Here is a 17,152-nt window from a genome sequence, read left to right on the forward strand (position 1 = left end):
GAAATTCTTGTTGTATTAAAAGAATATTAAATAACAAGGATTTAATGTGTAAGCTAAGATGAATAAAATCTTTTAGCTATAGGCAATACTTAGATAAGAACAAAAAGTAGAAAGTTTAAGTTTTTCAGGCAACTGAATAATCGTTTTAGAAATATGCTGAACCGGTTCGAATTAAAAAGCAGATAAAAGACAAGTAACCAGAATGTTAACAATGATGTCTATGTTGCACAAAAATTACACTAATTACATGTAAGGTATCAATCCTTACAAAGTAAAAATAGTTTTTATTTCAAAATAAGAATAGTAGGTTGCATCTTAAAGGAAATAGAAATGCCTCAATATTTACGAATATCTGAAAATATATATAGAAAATTTAAGGAAAATGATCGGTTTACGGATAATAAACAAGATTGTTTGAATCTGATTATCAAACAAATCCGTAAGGAACTTGTCGATACAGATCTTAAGTTAATCTATAACTATATTGATTTTGTTGAAGGATTTGAAGAACCTGTAAAAGATAGACGCATGACTCTGGATATCAGTTTGATCCCGAGCTATAAGCATAAGGACGAATTTGTGTTATGGCTGGCAGGATTTATCGAAAGAATTACTGAAGGCGGGGGGAAACGCTTAGCGCCATTGCATACCGATATCCCACCTGAATTTACCTTTCAGAGTGATCCAAATGTGGTGCTAGATATACGTAACCAGCATAGCGGTGAAAGAATCATTTCATATTTTAGAAGTGATGATTTTGCAGACGAAATCAAGAATATTTGATTTTATTGGATAACGTGTAGCTCTGTTTAAGTAGAGTGCTCCACCTATCGGGTTTCCTAGAAAATCCTATCCACATAATAGGGTTAAGTAAAAATCTAAAATAACAAAAACGAGTTGGAAAATTTTTGGATTGTTCTTGGTCATCATTCAGCTAAAGTATGGCTTTGCTAATGAGGGGTAAAAGGCAACACCAGAGTGTGAAAAGCACAATGTGCAGGCTTTCGGTGGCGTAAAATATTCGGCTAAATTTTATGCCATTTAATGCAACATAACATGATAATATTCATCACTAAAATTAAAAATCGATGGGGCTTGAGAATGAAAAAGACGCTATGTTTGGGGATTGTTTTTATGGCATCAACTTTGACTTGTGCTGCTGATGCACAATTACCGAGTTCAGAGCCTGTTGCGAGTGCTACAGCATCGAGTGATAAAGGCAAAGAATCGCTGATTAAGCAATCGGTAAAAAAAGCTGACATTAACGAGGAAGTAGGCACTCAGGCTTTAAAGCTAGGCGGAATTCATCGTAGAGAGGATGCACGTGAATATCTTGAGTTAAAAAAAGATGCACAACAAAGTCAGCAACAATTACCGGTAGAAAAAGCCAAAGTTAAAAATGTAGCGGAAATTGTGGCAAGTAAATAGTTGTTTGCTATTCCGTGAAGGGGAGCCTACATTGTCTGTGTGTCACAGTGAGGGGAAGCAGGCTATTCAAGTCAATCTTTACCCATTAAATGCCCGACATGCGTGGAATTATTTTGAAACGTTTATGCTGTGCATTGTAACTCGACAGTTAACTCAAGATTAACGGAAAAGCTGATTTTGGTGTTAATTTCAATAAGTTAGCAGTTTAAAAAATAAAACTATAATACTTATAACTCTTGTTACAACCATTTTATCGACAATTTATAGAAAATTTCCCATAGTCCTATGAACAAGATTATTGGGAGAACTGTTATGGATAAGATTGATAAAATTACAGTCATTGTAAAAGATCAAGAAGAAAATGAGTCTATTGTCGTGGCCCAGTTAAATGATCTCGAAGATCAGGATATTCCGTTTTTTAAACGGGTAGAACATATTGAGGTCGAAGGACAGATTATTCATCCAAATATTGACTGGCTGTTTGAAAATGAAGCAGATGGAAAAATTTATAAACTGGTTGCACCCGTGGATGATCAACGATTTGTTTAAATAACATCCGTATCATCTCATCTAAAAAACCCACTTATCATCTTGAAATAAGTGGGTTGTGTTGTTGCGCATCATAAAAATTTATCGTTTTTCATGGCTATTTTTATCGTATCAATATTTGCTGCTAGGGTTGGGAGGTAATTTAAATAGCCGACTAACTAGAGTGAGAAGTCTAGGCCTTGTCTAACATAAACATTATCTTCTGGTGTGGATTGATCAGGTAATTGGATTAAGACCTTTTACAATATCTTTAAATTCTGAGCCATTTAACCAGAAGGATTTCTTCAGGAAAAGTGTGGTCATAATATGCTCTGCATTTTCACTGTCAGGATTTTCGCAAAACAGTCCATAGCTATTGCCAAGCACGGTATTGTTCTCAATTAGACGAATAAAGTAAGCATGTTGTTCGTCTGCATAACCTAAAATAGCATCACGTTGATTGTTCATTTTTCATGTCTCCACATCAAAAATACTTGAATAAAACCTAACTGCCGGGTAATCAGATATATTCATGAATCAGATCAATTACTTAATTTTTTAAAAAGAATTTTAAAAGATTTAAATCATTGATTTAAAATATGAATCTGGTTTGTTTTACATCCTTGTCTTAGTTAAACAAGCCAAAATCTGATCTATGGGATTTATTGTTATGCAAAATTAATGAGGCGTCAACTTGAATTTGTAACTTTTTCAAGTTAAATTATTTGAACGCATTTTAGAGTTGGCTAAGGGGGAGATATGTCCAAAAAAACGGAATTTGAACATGGTGGGGCTAGAACCAATGCTGGACGTAAGTCACAGTTCAGTGAGCCGACCAAGGTGATCCGTGTACCGGAGTCTCAGGTTGATTTCATCAAAAACTGGTTACTGAATAATGTCAAAACCGGAACACGGTCCGATTTGACGCCCTCGCTGAAAATACAAAATGTACAGGCCAATAATGATCGAATTTACCATATTCCACTGGCAACAGAACGCGTCGCCGCCGGATTTCCATCGCCTGCCCAAGACCATATTGAACAAGCCCTGGATTTAAATCAGTTTTTAATTCGTAATGAAAATTCCACCTTTATCGTTAAGGCAAACTCTCTGTCAATGCTGGATGCAGGCATTGATATTGATGATCCGCTGGTGGTCGATCGTAGTTTGTCTGCCAAATCGGGTGATATTGTGATTGCCTTGATCGACAATGATTTTACCGTGAAGCGTTTAATGGTTGACCATCACTTTAGCCCGCCAAAAGTCTGGTTAAAGGCAGAGAATCCTGACTATCAGGATATTTATATTACAGAAGGGCAAGAGCTGCTGATCTGGGGTGTAGTGACTTATAACCTGAAACCGATGAGATAAGCGGATGAGTCCTCCACAACGTATTTTTGCCTTGATTGATGTGAATAACTGTTATGTCAGTTGTGAGCGGGTATTCAATCCAAAACTGGAAAATCGTCCTGTTGTGGTGCTGTCCAATAACGATGGTTGTGTGGTTTCGCGTTCTTATGAAGCCAAAAAACTCGGGATCAAGATGGCTGCGCCAGTGTTTCAGATTGAGGAGATTATTCGCCGACATCAGGTTGAAGTCTTTTCAAGTAATTATGCCTTGTATGCGGAAATGTCGCGCCGTTTTATGAATATATTGGGTAACTTTGTAGATCCATGCGAGCAGGAAATTTATTCGATTGATGAATGCTTTTTAGAATTGACAGCTTATCAGCACAGCTATGATTTAAATGAATATGCTCAACAGATTCTACGGACCGTAAAACAATGGTTGGGAATGCCGTGTTGTATTGGGATTGGTTATTCCAAAACGCAGGCCAAGCTTGCCAATAATCTGGCCAAAACCCATGCCTGTTTTAATAGTGTCTGTAATATCGTTGCAGAAGACCCATGCGTAATTGAAGACCTGCTGCAACATATGCCGGTAGGAGAAGTGTGGGGTGTCGGACGAAAGATCAGGCAACGTCTGGAAAAAATGGGAGTCTACTCGGTGCTAGACTTGCTGCAAGCTGATCCAAAGATGATGGGAAAATATTTTTCCGTACTGATGGAAAATACCGTAAAGGAGTTGCAGGGTCTGGCCTGCCTGCAGATTGAAGACGTGATAGCCGACCGTCAGCAGGTACTGAGTAGCCGTTCTTTTGGGCAGCCGATTGAAGATAAAAATAGCCTAAGCGGAGCATTAACTGAATTTACCTTGCGGGCGGTGGAGCGTTTACGTCAACAAAACTTACTCTGTAAAGCGGTCGGGGTCGGGATTCGTACCAATCGTTTTAATCAAGAAACTTATTATCGCCCTTTTACCGTGGTATATCTGGCGGATTATAGTGATGACCGTCTGGAGATTATGAAAGCAGTCCAGCAAGGTTTAGATCGGATTTATCAGGCAGGACATCGTTATAAAAAAGCCGAAGTCATCTTGCTGGATATTATTCCGCAACATAGTCATGCCGTCGATTTATTCCATGACACAGATGAACTGGTTGCCCGTCGTCATCTCTCACAGGCCTTTGATGAAATCAATCAGAAATTTGGTCGGGACGCCATGACTTTAGGACGTTTGATTACGCCGCATGGACGAACATGGCGTATGACTCAGAACCATAAATCTCCGAGTTATTTAACCCGCTGGGATGAGCTTCTGAGAGTCATGTGAATCGACCTTGCGATATCGATCACCTTCATCAGCCGGCTGCATAGGTAAAATGCTTTTGAATGGGCATAGGTTTTAAGCTTTCAGTTGTTGAGGTAAAGCCGCCACCACATGATCAATCGCCAAACGCGTTTTAAGTGGCATGTAAGGTAAAGCAGGCCAGACCACGTGAATTGGAAAATGCACACTGGTAAATTCTGCCAATATCTGAACTAAACGACCCTCTTGCAGTTCTTTATGGATGAGCCAGTCCGGTAACCATGCGATACCATAATGCGATAACACCGTATCCTTGATTGCTTGCATGTCATTCAGCATAAATTTAGCTTTAGGTTTGACCGTATATTGCTGTTGCTGTTCATCCTGTAATTGCCATTTTTGCAGATGTCCTGAGGAGGCGTAGGCAATAGTTGTGTGTCGCTGTAAATCTTCCAGCGCCTTGACAGGCCCTGATCGTTGAAGATATTCAGGTGTGCTGCACAGTAACATGCGATGCATGCCTAATTTTCTGGCTACCAGTTGATGACTGTCGGGCAGATTTCCAATCCGGATGGCCAGATCAAAACCCTCTTCAACCAGGTCAACTGTCCGGTCATTAACCGACAGTTCAATCTGTAAATCGGCATGCTGTTGTGCAAAACCTGCCATGAGTGGGGCAACATAAAGCTGTCCAAACAGCACTGGCGCTGAGATTCTTAACAGGCCCGTTGCCGTGATTTTACCTTGATCTAACAAGCTTTCAGCACTGTTTATCTCGGCAAGCGCACGCTGACCATGTTCATAAAATAATGTACCTTCCGCTGTTAAGCTCAGGGTGCGGGTAGTGCGCTTAAATAAATTGACACCTAAACGCTGTTCTAGACGGGCAATACTTTTACTTATTGCGGAGCGGGTGAGATGCAGTTGTTCGGCCGCCTTGCTAAAGCTACCTGCCTCGACTACTGCTACAAAGATCGCAATGGTATTTAATTCAGTCTGCATTATTGTAGAGTTTTTGGAATCAATTGATTGAAATAGTATCACGACTGGTGATTAAAATTAATTGTAATATAGCTCCATCAAGATATGGAGAACAAAAATGGCAAAAATATTGGTGTTGAAATCAAGCATTATGGGTGATCAATCACAGACTAGCCGTTTGATTGATGCATTTTTAAAACAGCGTATAGCAAACGGTATACAAGATGAAGTCATCATTCGTGATCTGACCACATTGAATTTACCTGTACTGGATGCCGAGATTTTTCATGCTCTGCGTGGTGCCGAAAATGTCAGTGCCACGGTCCAGCAGATCGTGCAACTATCAGATGAGCTGATTGTAGAGCTTAAAGCGGCAGACTTATTGTTGATTGGTGCACCGATGTACAATCTGAATGTGCCAACCCAATTGAAAAACTGGTTTGATCTGGTAGCGCGTGCCCGTCATACCTTCCGTTATACCGAAACCTATCCACAAGGCTTGGTAGAAGGCGTAAAAGCGATTGTGATGAGCAGTCGCGGGGGTATCCATCTTGGGCAAATGACCGATGCCGTGACACCTTATCTTCGTTCGGTCTTGGGTCTAATGGGCATTCATGAGGTTGATTTTGTCTATGCGGAAGGACTGGATATTTCGGCATTAAAGACTAATGCCTTGAAAGATGCGCATCTGAAAGCACAACAGATGGCTGTTTAAATGATTTGATCCCCTTACTGCCGTATTGGCAGAATCGGACAATGTTCCAACTATTGTCCGATTTTTTTTTATCTAAAAAAGTCCACAAACGACTAAAACAGACTTTAACTTTTAGAGGTGAAACAAAATACCCTATTGGAATAGAGCATGATGACTTGATGAAATTAACGGATATTTTTCCACCAGGCTTGAAAGACTTGCTGTTGGTTATCAAGTTCAACCAGTTCACCAATCATTGGCGTGGCAAGGCGATAATTGCGAGTTTTTGAATATTCAGAAATACGGATAATCGGTTCATCCCATGCATGTTTGGCTAAGCTAAATTTGGAATGATGTACTGGAAGCATATTGCGTGCATTCAGCTCTTCAGTTGCTTGAGCGACTTCATCTGGGTGACAATGTACAGAACGCCAGGCTGCATCATATTGCCCATTTTCCATCAAGGCCCAATCAAAGGGACCATATTTTTTGCCGATCGCTGCAAAATGCTGACCATAACCGCCATCTCCGGTATAGAAAATCTTGTTATTTGGTGACTGGATCACAAACGATACCCATAGATTTTTACCGCCCTCAAAGGCCCGCCTTGAGTCGTGATGCGTAGTTTCAGTGATAATACAAATACCCTCATCAAATTCGATCCGGTCACCCCAATCTCTCTCGATCAGCTTTTCTTTGGGATAGCCCCAATACTCAAAATGTTCTCCAACCCCTAAACCGGTAATCACGTATTTGACCTTATCTTTGAGTTTGATAATGGTGTCGTAGTCCAGATGATCATAGTGATCATGTGAGATCAGTAAATAATCAATATCGGGTAAATCTTCAACCTGATAAATATCGGTTCCTTTATAGGCACGTGTACCCCATGGAAAAGGTGAGGCTTTGCCGCTCATGACCGGATCAATCAGGAATTTTTTACCCTGCAGCTGCATAAATACCGAGGAATGTCCAAACCAGACCATGACATCATGTTGGGGATTCAGTGTTTTTAGATTGGTCTTAATCGAAGGAATCGGATCAATTGGATTGCAATGGGGAATGGTCTGAATAAACGTTTTATAGAGTTCAACAACCATGCTACATCCTTCACTCATACCTGACTTTTCAATCAGATTACGGAATTGACCTTGCCGATAATTGGGAGAGTTTTCGATTAATTGTAAACGTTCGCCAGAGGGACTTTTACCAAATAAGGGGTGTTGCGTATAAATAAAACTGCTCACAATAAGCAGCATCACAGCGATCGCAAAAACAATAAGCATAAATGCAGTCAACCATTTCATTTGAGCATTCGATACGACATTAATAAAAAGTCAAAGCGACAAAATGATGAAATAGACTTGAAAACCGATGAATGAACGATGGGCTATTCTGATTGAAACCTTGCTTCAGAGCATCAAACCGGTTCTTTTTATCTGGCGCTCTATGGCATGAGAAGAAATGTGATTGAACAAAAGGAAGCCATTTAGACAGGGTAGGTTTGTGTTAGACTAGCGCACATTACAGAATCGAAAATGACTGTAAGTAGAGACGACGAGTAGGTAGCATGATCGGGCAGCAGAGAAACATATTGGCAAGTTTAGGAATAGATGTCTGGATTCCTAGGGAAGTCGTATGTCAAAAAAATACTGCGTCCAGCCTGTGGCGGGATCAGGTGCTTGAAGAGCTTCAACAAACCCCTGCACGGGTGTTTGAGCCTGCACCAATGGTTCAAGATATTGAGGTCAAAGCTGTCCAGACAGCGCTGGTTACTGAAATTGAACGTCCTCAACAGGCAGAAGTCGTTGCAGAACCTGCAGTTAAAGAAGCGGTCGTTGAAAAAGAACAGATCGTTGTTAGCACCCAGATCCAGGCATTTGAATTGCAAATGTATGTTCTGGAAAACTGCGCCATTTTATTGGAAAGCAGTCAGCTTAACGATGCACAGCGCCAGTTATGGCAAAACATACAAAAGGCCAGACTGGGACAATATGCCGAGCTGAAATGGCCATTTCCTCTGGCGGCTTTTCAGGAAAGTCGAGGACTGTCTTCATATATTCAAGGCTTTCTGGATGCAACCGCCACTGGTAAAAAAATATTATGCTTAGGTCAACTGGACTTTATCCAGCATTCTAATATATTACATTTAGCGAGTTTGGAAGAAATGCTGGCTCAACCTTTACTCAAAAGACGGTTGTGGCAGCTCATGCAATAAAGAGCGGAATTTAATAATGAAGAAAGTCGTTGTATTTAGCCAGATCGACCAGGATGTTATCGGACAGTTACAGCAAGATTATCAAGTAGTGGTACTAAATCCCAAGCTTGGTGATATCAATGAACAAATTCGAACAGAAGTGGCTGATGCCGATGCTATGATTGGCGCAGGGCGCTTACTTAATGAAAGTAATCTGGCACCCGCACAAAAACTCAAGGTGATTTCTACGGTTTCGGTGGGCTACGACAACTATGATGTCGATTATCTGAATCAGAAAAAAATCTGGCTGGCGAATACACCGCACGTATTGACTGAAACCACAGCAGACCTTGCTTTTACTTTATTGCTCAGTGCGGCACGTCAAATTCCCTATCTGGATGCATGGACCAAACAGGGCCAATGGAAACGGACCGTATCGACTGAACAGTTTGGTGTCGATGTTTTTGGTAAAACCCTGGGTATTATTGGTCTGGGAAATATTGGGGCTGCCATTGCCCGTCGCGGTTTTTATGGTTTCAATATGAATATCCTGTACCATAACCGCCGTGAAAAAATTGAAGTTGCACAAGCTTTCAATGCGCAATATCGCGAGCTGGATCAACTGTTACAACAGTCGGATTTTATTGTGGTTGCGGTTGATTTAAATACCGAATCTAAAGCCCTGATTGGTGCGGAACAGTTCGATTTAATGCAGAAACATGCAGTATTCGTCAATATTGCCCGTGGTTCAGTGGTCGATGAAAATGCATTGATCGAGGCCTTGCAGCAAAACAAAATCTTTGCGGCGGGGCTGGATGTTTACACCAAAGAACCTTTGCAAACTTCTCCTTTATTCGACTTACCTAATGCCGTGACTGTGCCGCATCTGGGCTCGGCAACCGCAGAGACACGCAAGAAGATGGTGAATCTTGCTTATCAAAACCTGATTGAGGCTTTAGAAGGCCGTACACCACGTTATCTGGTCAATCCTAAATTCGAATAATTGCTTACAATGCTGAGCATTTAATCGCTGGATTATTGTACTGGACGATCTTTCTAAATTGATGAATATTGCTACACTTGCGCCCTTTGTGACTTCGTCTTGGGGTGTCTGGTGTTTGAGAAATTAGCTGAACAAAGTTTAGGGTTAATGGGCTGGGAAATTGACAATCATTGGGATCTGAATATTGATCAATGTGTCATGATTGCAGCCCCGCACACCAGCAACTGGGATGCGCTTTATGCACGTCTGGCCCTAAAAGCCTTAGGGGTTAATGTACGTATCACCATTAAAGACAGTTATATGAAATTACCCTTTGGTCCTTTTGTACGTGCGATGGGCGGAATCGGGATTGACCGTCGTGTCAAGCAGCAAGGTCAGGAGCGCCCAAGTATGGTTCAGCTCATGAGTAATCTGTTTAAGACACATCCTAAATTGGTGATGCTGGTGACCCCTGAAGGAACACGAGCAAAACAGGAACAATGGAAAACCGGTTTCTATCATGTAGCGACCACTGCGGGCGTGCCGATTGCTTTGGCTTATATGGACTATGCTAAGAAAAAGACCGGGGTAGGAAAAATTGTTTATCCAACAGGGGATTATGAAAAAGACATGGCGGAAATCATGGCTTTTTATGCTGGAATTCAAGGTAAATTTCCGGAAAAATTCAGTGTAGACCAGCGTTATATGACAGCGGAATAAATAAGCTGCTTGCAAAAATCATAAAATAAGGCAGGATTTTTCTGCCTTTTATAACACATTGTTGCAAATTTCTCCTTTTTTCAGTGCTATATTAAATTTCTTTATTAAAATCATAGAGAAACCCCTTGAGATCGTTGCTGCTTGCATGTGGCTTACTGGCCACAACTCAATTGAGTCATACAGAGGTGTTTTTGCCGACAGTGACGGCTGGGCAAACGGAAGTACCTGAAATTGGCAGCGGTATCGGTTTACTCGACCAGCAAAAAGAAAAATTTATTGGCGAAAAGGTGTATCGTGAAGTCCATCGTCAAATGCCAACCGTGCAGGATGCATGGCTGGAAGATCAGTTTTTACAAGTTTTCTCAGGTATTTTAAGCCAGACCCAGCTGGGCCAGCCGATTGGGCTGGTGATTGTGAAAGATCCTCAGATTAACGCTTTTGCAGTGCCGGGTGGCTTATTTGCCTTAAACACCGGTCTGATTATCTCGGCAAAAAATCTGGATGAAATTGCGGGCGTTATGGCGCATGAGATCGCGCATGTGGCACAGCGACACTACAGCCGTTCACAAGAAGCATTTAAAGGGCAGGGCTTACTGGCATTGGCGGGGATTCTTGTCGGTGCCGCCATTGCCTCTCAGGCAGATAGCAATGCGGGTTCGGCGGTCATGCTGGGAACTCAAGCCGCGTTAATGGACAAGCAGCTGAGTTATAGTCGTAATCAGGAACGTGAAGCAGATCGTATCGGTATGCAGTTTATGTATGCTGCTGGCTATAATCCGCAAAGTATGGCGGACTATTTTGAAACCATGCATCGTGCAACCAGTCGGGTTAGCTTTTTACCGGACTTTTGGTTTACCCATCCTTTAACCACTGAGCGTATGAGCGAAGCACGATTGCGGGCGAATCAACTGCCGAAAGTTAAATCAAAAATTTACGATCTCGATTTTGAAATTCTAAAACTCTATACCTTGGTTGTGTCTAATCAGGCGACAGAAATCCAGTTACAGGCACTGGCCAACCAGAACAATACTGCAGCACAACTTGCACTCAGCAAATTCTATTTAGAGCGCGGTGATTATACGCAGGCTCAGGAAAATCTGGATCTGGTTAAATCAAGATTAAAAAATCATGTGCTGATTCCTTTGATCCAGACGGATATTTATCTGGAGCAAAATAAAATAGAGCAGGCCAGTAATAGTATCGTTTCAGTACAAAGAACCATGCCTGAAAACCGGGCATTGTCTTATAAACTGGCTGAGGTGTTGATTCGTCAAGGACAGGTCGCGCAGGCACAAGCTTTGGTACAACGCTTTATTCATAAGAACCAAAGAGATATTGAAGGCTGGCAATTATTGCAGCGTGCCACTAATCTGGATAAGAGTTCTTCGCTGCAGGCGATTAATGTGCTGTGCTATCGTGCAGAAGCCGAGTATTGGTCGGGATATGAGGAGAATGCGATTAAATCAATGCTGCATGCCCAGCGCTTGGCAAAAGGAAATCTGGCCATGTCGGCCAAAATTGACTCGCGCCTAAAACAAATGCAAGATGAACGGCGTATGAAAATCTAAAACCAGCTAAGATCCCAAGGAAAATAAAATGATCAAAGGGCAATGTTTGTGTGGTGCGGTGCAGTATCAATATCATGGGGAAATTGAACACAGCATCTTATGTTATTGCATGCATTGCCAGCAGGCTCAAGGTGCAATTGCAGGCTGGAACAGCCCGCTTGAGCAAAGTAAATTTGAGCTGATTGCCGGACGTGAGCAACTGAAAGAATACTTTCATACGCCCAACAAGGCGCGTGTATTTTGTCAAAACTGTGCCAGTCCGCTTTATTCTTATCGTATTGATTTGCCGAATGTCATCCGTTTACGTCTGGGTACAGTGACGGAAGGTGATATCCCTGCACCGAAGGAAGAATTTTTTCTTGAGCATAAACCAAATTTTATTGAATTAAGATAAGATGGCCTGCGTAAGCAATGGCTGAGCATTTAGAACATTTATGAAAAAGATTTTAGTTTTAATTTGTGCATTAAGTGCAGTGGGGATGAGTTCAGCAGCTTCTGTTGAGCAATATGTAAATGCAGTCGATAAAATTCGTAGTAGCTATGCACAGGATATCCGGAGTTTTTTACGCAGCTTGAATCCCCAAACCTCACAATTTACGCCTGAGCAGCAGGCCAAATATTGCCAGATAAATCAGCGTTATATTCAGGATATGTCGGATGCGATCGAACAAAATCGCTCATCATTACCGGCACAATATGCCAGTATGACCAGACAGGATCTCATCAAGCAGGTTGCAGAATCGAAAGAGATGCAAATGCTCGCGAAATATCATGTTCAGTGTGATTTTAAATAAAACAGCGGCTTTGGGTTCATTGTAGAAATGAATCCAATTTTTGAATTGAAGAAATTATATAAAGGGGGGGGATTAAGCAGATTAGCTTAATTTTGCTTTAATTTTAGCAGATACTTGTGCAGGATCGGCACGCCCGGCTATGATCGGACGTAGAGAATTCATCACCTTACCCATATCTTTCATGCTAGTAGCTTCTTGAGCAGCAATCGTTTGCTCAATGATAGAATCAAGCTCTTCCTCAGTCATAGCTTCTGGTAGAAATTGAGAAATAACCTCAACTTCGGCTTGTTCTTTACTAGCTAAATCATCACGACCAGCGCCTTGAAAGGCTTTGATCGATTCTTTACGTTGTTTAATTTGCTTTTCAATGACCGCAAGAACCTGAGCATCGTCAAGCTCTATGCGCTCATCGACTTCGATTTGCTTAATTGCTGCCTGTACACCACGAATCACCGTTACTGTTGCCATATCTTTGGCACGCATTGAGTTTTTTAACACGTCAGTAATCTGGTTTTTTAAAGTATTCATAGTCTTCAGCAGTCAATCACAAATTAATTAGTAAAGGCGAGTAGTACGTACAGATTCGCGAGTCAATTTCTTTTGATAACGCTTAACTGCAGCAGCTTTTTTACGCTTACGTTCTTGAGTTGGTTTCTCATAGAATTCGCGCTTACGAACGTCAGCTAAAACACCCGCTTTTTCGCATGAACGTTTGAAACGACGGATAGCTACGTCTACTGGTTCGCCTTCTTTCAACTTAACTTGTGGCATGTAAAATCCTCTAAGATAATGGATAAGATCTAACGCACTATGCACTAGATCGCAAGTGAAGGTCAGTATTTTACTCATTTACAACTCAGATCACAAGTCTATAATAGCTCGGATATTATTTTTGATCGTTGTAAAGGCAGTTTAATGATTGTTTTGGGCTTGGAAACTTCGTGTGATGAAACTGGGTTAGCACTCTATGATAGCGAGCTCGGCTTACGTGGACAGGTTCTCTATAGCCAGATCAAATTGCATGCTGAATATGGCGGTGTGGTGCCTGAACTGGCTTCGCGTGACCATGTTCGTAAAATGATTCCCTTGATGAATCAACTGCTTGAGCAAAGTGGTGTCACCAAGCAAGAGATTGACGCAGTGGCTTATACCCGTGGCCCAGGTCTCATGGGCGCGCTTATGACGGGTGCGTTATTTGGTCGTACCTTAGCCTTTGCGCTGAATAAGCCTGCGATCGGTGTACATCATATGGAAGGTCATATGCTGGCACCATTACTTTCGGAAACTCCACCGGAATTTCCGTTTGTGGCTTTACTGGTTTCTGGCGGGCATACCCAATTAATGGCGGCTTATGGTATTGGTCAGTATGAATTACTCGGTGAATCAATTGACGATGCTGCGGGTGAGGCCTTTGATAAAGTCGCAAAAATGATGAAGCTACCTTATCCGGGCGGACCGAATATTGCGAAACTGGCGTTACAGGGCGATGCACAAGCTTTTGAATTCCCGCGCCCAATCTTGCATCAAGGTCTGGATTTTTCTTTTAGCGGTCTGAAAACAGCAGTTTCGGTACAACTGAAAAAGCTGGGTGAAGAAAATCGGGATGCGGATGTGGCTGCCTCTTTCCAAGAAGCGGTGGTCGATACACTGGTTAAAAAATCTGTGAAAGCTTTAAAACAAACAGGTTTAAAGCGTTTGGTGATTGCTGGTGGTGTCAGTGCCAATCTGCGTTTGCGTGAGCAATTAGAGACCTCACTGAAGAAGATAAAGGCTCAAGTCTATTATGCCGAGCCTGCGTTGTGTACCGATAACGGCGCCATGATTGCCTTTGCTGGATATCAACGTTTAAAAGCTGGGCAACAGGATGGTTTAGCGGTGACCACCACACCACGCTGGCCAATGACTGAGTTAAAACCGACTTAAATTAAACGCTTCCTTTTAATTGGTTGTGGAGCGATGAGTAAATCCAGAGATCTCTGGATTTACTGGACTATTCTTATATTTACAAAATCAGATTCTTGATTGATATACATGGCACAGGTTTGAGGCCCGCGCTATGCTATAAAGTATTGGATATATTATTTATTTTTGATGAGCTAAAACTCATTGTGGAGTACAAAAGTTGAAAATTTCTTATATTTTTACATGTGGCCGATTAGAATCTTTATTCAAGATTCTATGCCTCACTCAAAAAGGTGAGGACAAGGTTGCATCAAAAGAAAAAATCGTTGAACAATATCGGAAAGATATCGCTTTAGGCCGACCATTTGAAGAAACTGAGCTTTATCAATTGCTTGAACAAATTGAAGAAAAAATTATCATTAATCGTTTAAGTAATATTCTGCGCGAGAAACCGACTCAGCAGAAGAGCAATTTTGATGCGGATGAATATAAGACAGGTGCATGGTCTGAGTTTAATGATTATAAGCTGGCAGTTCGTTTCTCTAATGCGAAAACCGAGTTAAGTGAAAAGCACTTTGCGAAAACTGGTGAATACATGACCAGTCGTGGTATCGCAAAATTGACGGGTTTTAATCCAAGTAACATTAAGAATATGTTGCATCATAAAAGAAGTGTGGTCAGAAAAATGCTAACCACTTTAGAAAAGTTAGCAAGAGAGTATTAATCTTTCAGTTGGATGGTCGATGCAGAAATTTTTTTTTGCATCGATATTGCTCAATATTTTTAATGATCAAATAATTTCAGTGTTTTTTAATAATATATAAATAAAAAGGAACCAATAATGTGGGTGATTAAAGCAGCCAAGGGCTGTGCATGGTTAAGTATCATTGTGATTGCTGCGGCAGTGATTTTTTCAATTTATGTTCTCAGTATTCCTTGTACAAATGATCGAATCTGTGAAATGCCACCCATTCATTTATTCTTTTTCTTGATGCTGATCGTCTCGATCGTTTGTAATGTAATCGGCATGATATTGTCGGCGATTGCAATGGGGGATGAACCTCCCATTAAAGAATCAGCAAAAGCAGCATTGTTCTTTAATGGGAAAATCATTGCATTTAACTTGGTTGGTACGATGTTCCTATTCGTGATTTTAATAGTTTAGAAAATGATTTAGCTCGTTTGTTTTGAACGATCAGCTTTAGACAACACTGCCAGACACACAAAAATCAACACCATCCCCAGCCAGCCAATAGGTGCCAGTTGTTCGCCAACCAGCAAGACGGCAAATAGTGCTGCAACTAGGGGTTCAAATAAGGTCAATGTGGTGGCGGTACTGGCTGAAATGGTTTTTAACGCATAACCAAATAATAGGTAGCCGAGAAACATCGGGATCAGCATCATATAACCTACCACATAAAGATTTACCGGTTCATCAAACAGGTTGGTGCCGGTAAAAAATAGGGTCGGTAATAGAATTAAGGCCCCAAAACCGAAAATCAGGCCCATAGAGGCTTTGGAGTCGACGCCGCGATCAATCATCTTTTTTGCAGCCCAGGAATATAGAGAATAGGTCAGGGCAGCGATCAGTCCGAGAATAATGCCAATGCTTTTCCGGTCTGTCTCAATGGTCTGTATTGATCCTTGAGAATGAGATTCGCCAATCGATAATAGTAAAACGCCTGCTACACCAAAAACGAAACTGATAAACCATTTGCCAGAAAGTGCTTTTTTATCAAAAAACTTTTCCAGTAATGCGGTAAATAAAGGGGCTGAACCGATTGAAACCACGGTGCCAATGGTAATCCCCGCCATACGCATCGATGAGTAGAAAGCTAATGGGTAAATCGCGACTGAGACCATACCGATCAATAATAATGGATAGTAAGCGCGGATGTGGGGTAAATGGTTGCGAATATCTTTATGGGCAAGTAAGGCTTGTAACAACCCACCGCCACCCATGGCAATTGCGCCGATGGCCAACGGACTTAAATTCGGTGCATAGGAAGCAGCCGTACCTGTGGTTCCCCATAAAATAGAGGCCACTAACACCGCAATAAAGCCGTAATGAGCTTTTATATTGATTGAGCTATTCAATTTGTGATCTCTTGTTCTAATAAACGCTGAGCCATGTGTTTGGCTGCAAATACCTTGTCACTGGAACTTTCCAAACCTGCGCGGGCAATCGATCCTTCAAGAAGAAAAGAGAGTAGTAATGCCAGTTCTTTGACTCGCTCAGCATCGTGAATTAATTGATTTAAATGGCCGGCTAAAATTGCTTCAATTTCGTCTTTATGGTTTTTGACAGCTAATCGCTCAGGGCTATAAGCAGGAAATTCTGCTGCCGCATTCAATAAGCCACAGCCACGAAAACCGTTTTCATAGGCAAATTCGGCATGATCCTGATAGGCATCAAACACGGCCAGAATTCCATCTAGAGGGGTTTTAATCTGGACTTTTCGTTTTTCATATAAGTCGAGCCATTCCTGATGACGTGCTTCGATATAGCAGGTGATCAGATCTGATTTGGTGGCAAAATTATTATACAAAGACATTTTCGCCACGTTGGCTTTCTCTGTAATGCTGTTGATGCCTGTATTACTGATGCCATCGTTATAGAACAGGGTGGACGCTGCATCCAGAATTTTTTGTTTTGCTGATTTCGAACTCATCATAAAATTACTTATGTATACCGACCTACCTAATAT

Annotated in this window: 22 protein-coding genes; 15 read left to right on the forward strand and 7 right to left on the reverse strand. The window is 41.4% G+C overall.

Translation table 11 applies throughout. The features are described from left to right. The first annotated feature begins 330 nt into the window (after positions 1-330). The 3 genes from J699_RS14030 (at position 331) to J699_RS14020 (ending at position 1,977) form a co-directional block, all read left to right on the forward strand. Positions 331-783, forward strand: a complete 453-nt coding sequence (locus tag J699_RS14030; protein WP_032866512.1) for a hypothetical protein — start codon at positions 331-333, stop codon at positions 781-783. A gap of 351 nt (positions 784-1,134) precedes the next feature. Then, positions 1,135-1,428: a hypothetical protein gene (locus J699_RS14025; protein ID WP_005231451.1), complete on the forward strand. Its 294-nt coding sequence runs from the start codon at positions 1,135-1,137 to the stop codon at positions 1,426-1,428. 321 nt (positions 1,429-1,749) lie between these two features. Further along, on the forward strand, positions 1,750-1,977 hold the full coding sequence (locus tag J699_RS14020; RefSeq protein ID WP_032868186.1) for a hypothetical protein: 228 nt from the start codon (positions 1,750-1,752) through the stop codon (positions 1,975-1,977). 216 nt (positions 1,978-2,193) lie between these two features. On the opposite strand, the gene J699_RS14015 is transcribed toward J699_RS14020, so the two are convergent. Next, positions 2,194-2,424 carry a hypothetical protein gene (locus tag J699_RS14015; protein WP_032866516.1) on the reverse strand — a complete coding sequence of 77 codons (231 nt, stop codon included), beginning with the start codon at positions 2,422-2,424 and terminating at the stop codon, positions 2,194-2,196. A 291-nt stretch (positions 2,425-2,715) separates the two neighbouring features. Between J699_RS14015 and J699_RS14010 the strand changes: the two genes are divergently transcribed. Further along, complete coding sequence (locus J699_RS14010) at positions 2,716-3,327, forward strand: LexA family protein (RefSeq protein WP_005231448.1); 612 nt, start codon at positions 2,716-2,718, stop codon at positions 3,325-3,327. Between the two features lie 4 nt (positions 3,328-3,331). Then, complete coding sequence (locus J699_RS14005; protein WP_032866518.1) at positions 3,332-4,630, forward strand: Y-family DNA polymerase; 1,299 nt, start codon at positions 3,332-3,334, stop codon at positions 4,628-4,630. Between the two features lie 72 nt (positions 4,631-4,702). Here J699_RS14005 and J699_RS14000 read toward each other — a convergent pair whose 3' ends face one another. Then, on the reverse strand, positions 4,703-5,608 hold the full coding sequence (locus tag J699_RS14000) for a LysR family transcriptional regulator (protein WP_005231441.1): 906 nt from the start codon (positions 5,606-5,608) through the stop codon (positions 4,703-4,705). A 97-nt stretch (positions 5,609-5,705) separates the two neighbouring features. Here J699_RS14000 and J699_RS13995 point away from each other — a divergent pair, with 97 nt between their 5' ends. Next, positions 5,706-6,302, forward strand: a complete 597-nt coding sequence (locus J699_RS13995) for an FMN-dependent NADH-azoreductase (RefSeq protein ID WP_032866521.1) — start codon at positions 5,706-5,708, stop codon at positions 6,300-6,302. 164 nt (positions 6,303-6,466) lie between these two features. Here the strand turns inward: J699_RS13995 and J699_RS13990 are convergent, their stop codons facing one another. Continuing rightward, positions 6,467-7,567, reverse strand: coding sequence for an MBL fold metallo-hydrolase (locus J699_RS13990; RefSeq protein ID WP_032866523.1), 1,101 nt, complete (start codon positions 7,565-7,567; stop codon positions 6,467-6,469). 284 nt (positions 7,568-7,851) lie between these two features. Here J699_RS13990 and J699_RS13985 point away from each other — a divergent pair, with 284 nt between their 5' ends. The 6 genes from J699_RS13985 (at position 7,852) to J699_RS13960 (ending at position 12,542) form a co-directional block, all read left to right on the forward strand. Then, the gene (locus J699_RS13985; protein ID WP_032866527.1) at positions 7,852-8,499 is read left to right on the forward strand and encodes a hypothetical protein; all 648 of its coding nucleotides are present in this window, start codon (positions 7,852-7,854) and stop codon (positions 8,497-8,499) included. Positions 8,500-8,515: 16 nt separating this feature from the next. Beyond that, the gene (locus J699_RS13980) at positions 8,516-9,481 is read left to right on the forward strand and encodes a 2-hydroxyacid dehydrogenase (RefSeq protein WP_032866530.1); all 966 of its coding nucleotides are present in this window, start codon (positions 8,516-8,518) and stop codon (positions 9,479-9,481) included. A gap of 111 nt (positions 9,482-9,592) precedes the next feature. Further along, positions 9,593-10,180, forward strand: a complete 588-nt coding sequence (locus J699_RS13975; RefSeq protein WP_005231431.1) for a 1-acyl-sn-glycerol-3-phosphate acyltransferase — start codon at positions 9,593-9,595, stop codon at positions 10,178-10,180. Positions 10,181-10,335: 155 nt separating this feature from the next. Next, entirely contained in the window at positions 10,336-11,748 is a 1,413-nt protein-coding gene (locus J699_RS13970) for a M48 family metalloprotease (protein ID WP_416202130.1), read from the forward strand. Between the two features lie 28 nt (positions 11,749-11,776). Then, the gene (locus J699_RS13965) at positions 11,777-12,142 is read left to right on the forward strand and encodes a GFA family protein (protein ID WP_032866534.1); all 366 of its coding nucleotides are present in this window, start codon (positions 11,777-11,779) and stop codon (positions 12,140-12,142) included. Between the two features lie 40 nt (positions 12,143-12,182). Further along, the gene (locus J699_RS13960; RefSeq protein ID WP_005231428.1) at positions 12,183-12,542 is read left to right on the forward strand and encodes a hypothetical protein; all 360 of its coding nucleotides are present in this window, start codon (positions 12,183-12,185) and stop codon (positions 12,540-12,542) included. Positions 12,543-12,623: 81 nt separating this feature from the next. Here J699_RS13960 and J699_RS13955 read toward each other — a convergent pair whose 3' ends face one another. Further along, positions 12,624-13,070, reverse strand: a complete 447-nt coding sequence (locus J699_RS13955; RefSeq protein ID WP_004652784.1) for a GatB/YqeY domain-containing protein — start codon at positions 13,068-13,070, stop codon at positions 12,624-12,626. A gap of 27 nt (positions 13,071-13,097) precedes the next feature. Beyond that, the gene (gene rpsU, locus J699_RS13950) at positions 13,098-13,313 is read right to left on the reverse strand and encodes a 30S ribosomal protein S21 (RefSeq protein ID WP_004652785.1); all 216 of its coding nucleotides are present in this window, start codon (positions 13,311-13,313) and stop codon (positions 13,098-13,100) included. A 144-nt stretch (positions 13,314-13,457) separates the two neighbouring features. On the opposite strand from rpsU, the gene tsaD reads away from it, so the two are divergent. The 3 genes from tsaD (at position 13,458) to J699_RS13935 (ending at position 15,609) form a co-directional block, all read left to right on the forward strand. After that, entirely contained in the window at positions 13,458-14,465 is a 1,008-nt protein-coding gene (gene tsaD / locus J699_RS13945; protein ID WP_032866536.1) for a tRNA (adenosine(37)-N6)-threonylcarbamoyltransferase complex transferase subunit TsaD, read from the forward strand. Between the two features lie 199 nt (positions 14,466-14,664). Beyond that, complete coding sequence (locus tag J699_RS13940) at positions 14,665-15,168, forward strand: hypothetical protein (protein ID WP_032866539.1); 504 nt, start codon at positions 14,665-14,667, stop codon at positions 15,166-15,168. A gap of 117 nt (positions 15,169-15,285) precedes the next feature. Beyond that, positions 15,286-15,609 carry a hypothetical protein gene (locus J699_RS13935; protein WP_032866542.1) on the forward strand — a complete coding sequence of 108 codons (324 nt, stop codon included), beginning with the start codon at positions 15,286-15,288 and terminating at the stop codon, positions 15,607-15,609. 8 nt (positions 15,610-15,617) lie between these two features. Here the strand turns inward: J699_RS13935 and J699_RS13930 are convergent, their stop codons facing one another. Together J699_RS13930 and J699_RS13925 are read right to left on the reverse strand one after the other, a co-directional pair. Next, complete coding sequence (locus J699_RS13930) at positions 15,618-16,541, reverse strand: DMT family transporter (protein WP_032866544.1); 924 nt, start codon at positions 16,539-16,541, stop codon at positions 15,618-15,620. Next, positions 16,538-17,116, reverse strand: coding sequence for a TetR/AcrR family transcriptional regulator (locus J699_RS13925; protein WP_009514874.1), 579 nt, complete (start codon positions 17,114-17,116; stop codon positions 16,538-16,540). Before J699_RS13925 ends, J699_RS13930 begins: the two co-directional genes overlap by 4 nt. Between the last annotated feature and the right edge of the window lie 36 nt (positions 17,117-17,152).

Origin of the sequence: Acinetobacter sp. 1000160, assembly GCF_000588715.1 — a bacterium.
Taxonomy (GTDB): domain Bacteria; phylum Pseudomonadota; class Gammaproteobacteria; order Pseudomonadales; family Moraxellaceae; genus Acinetobacter; species Acinetobacter courvalinii.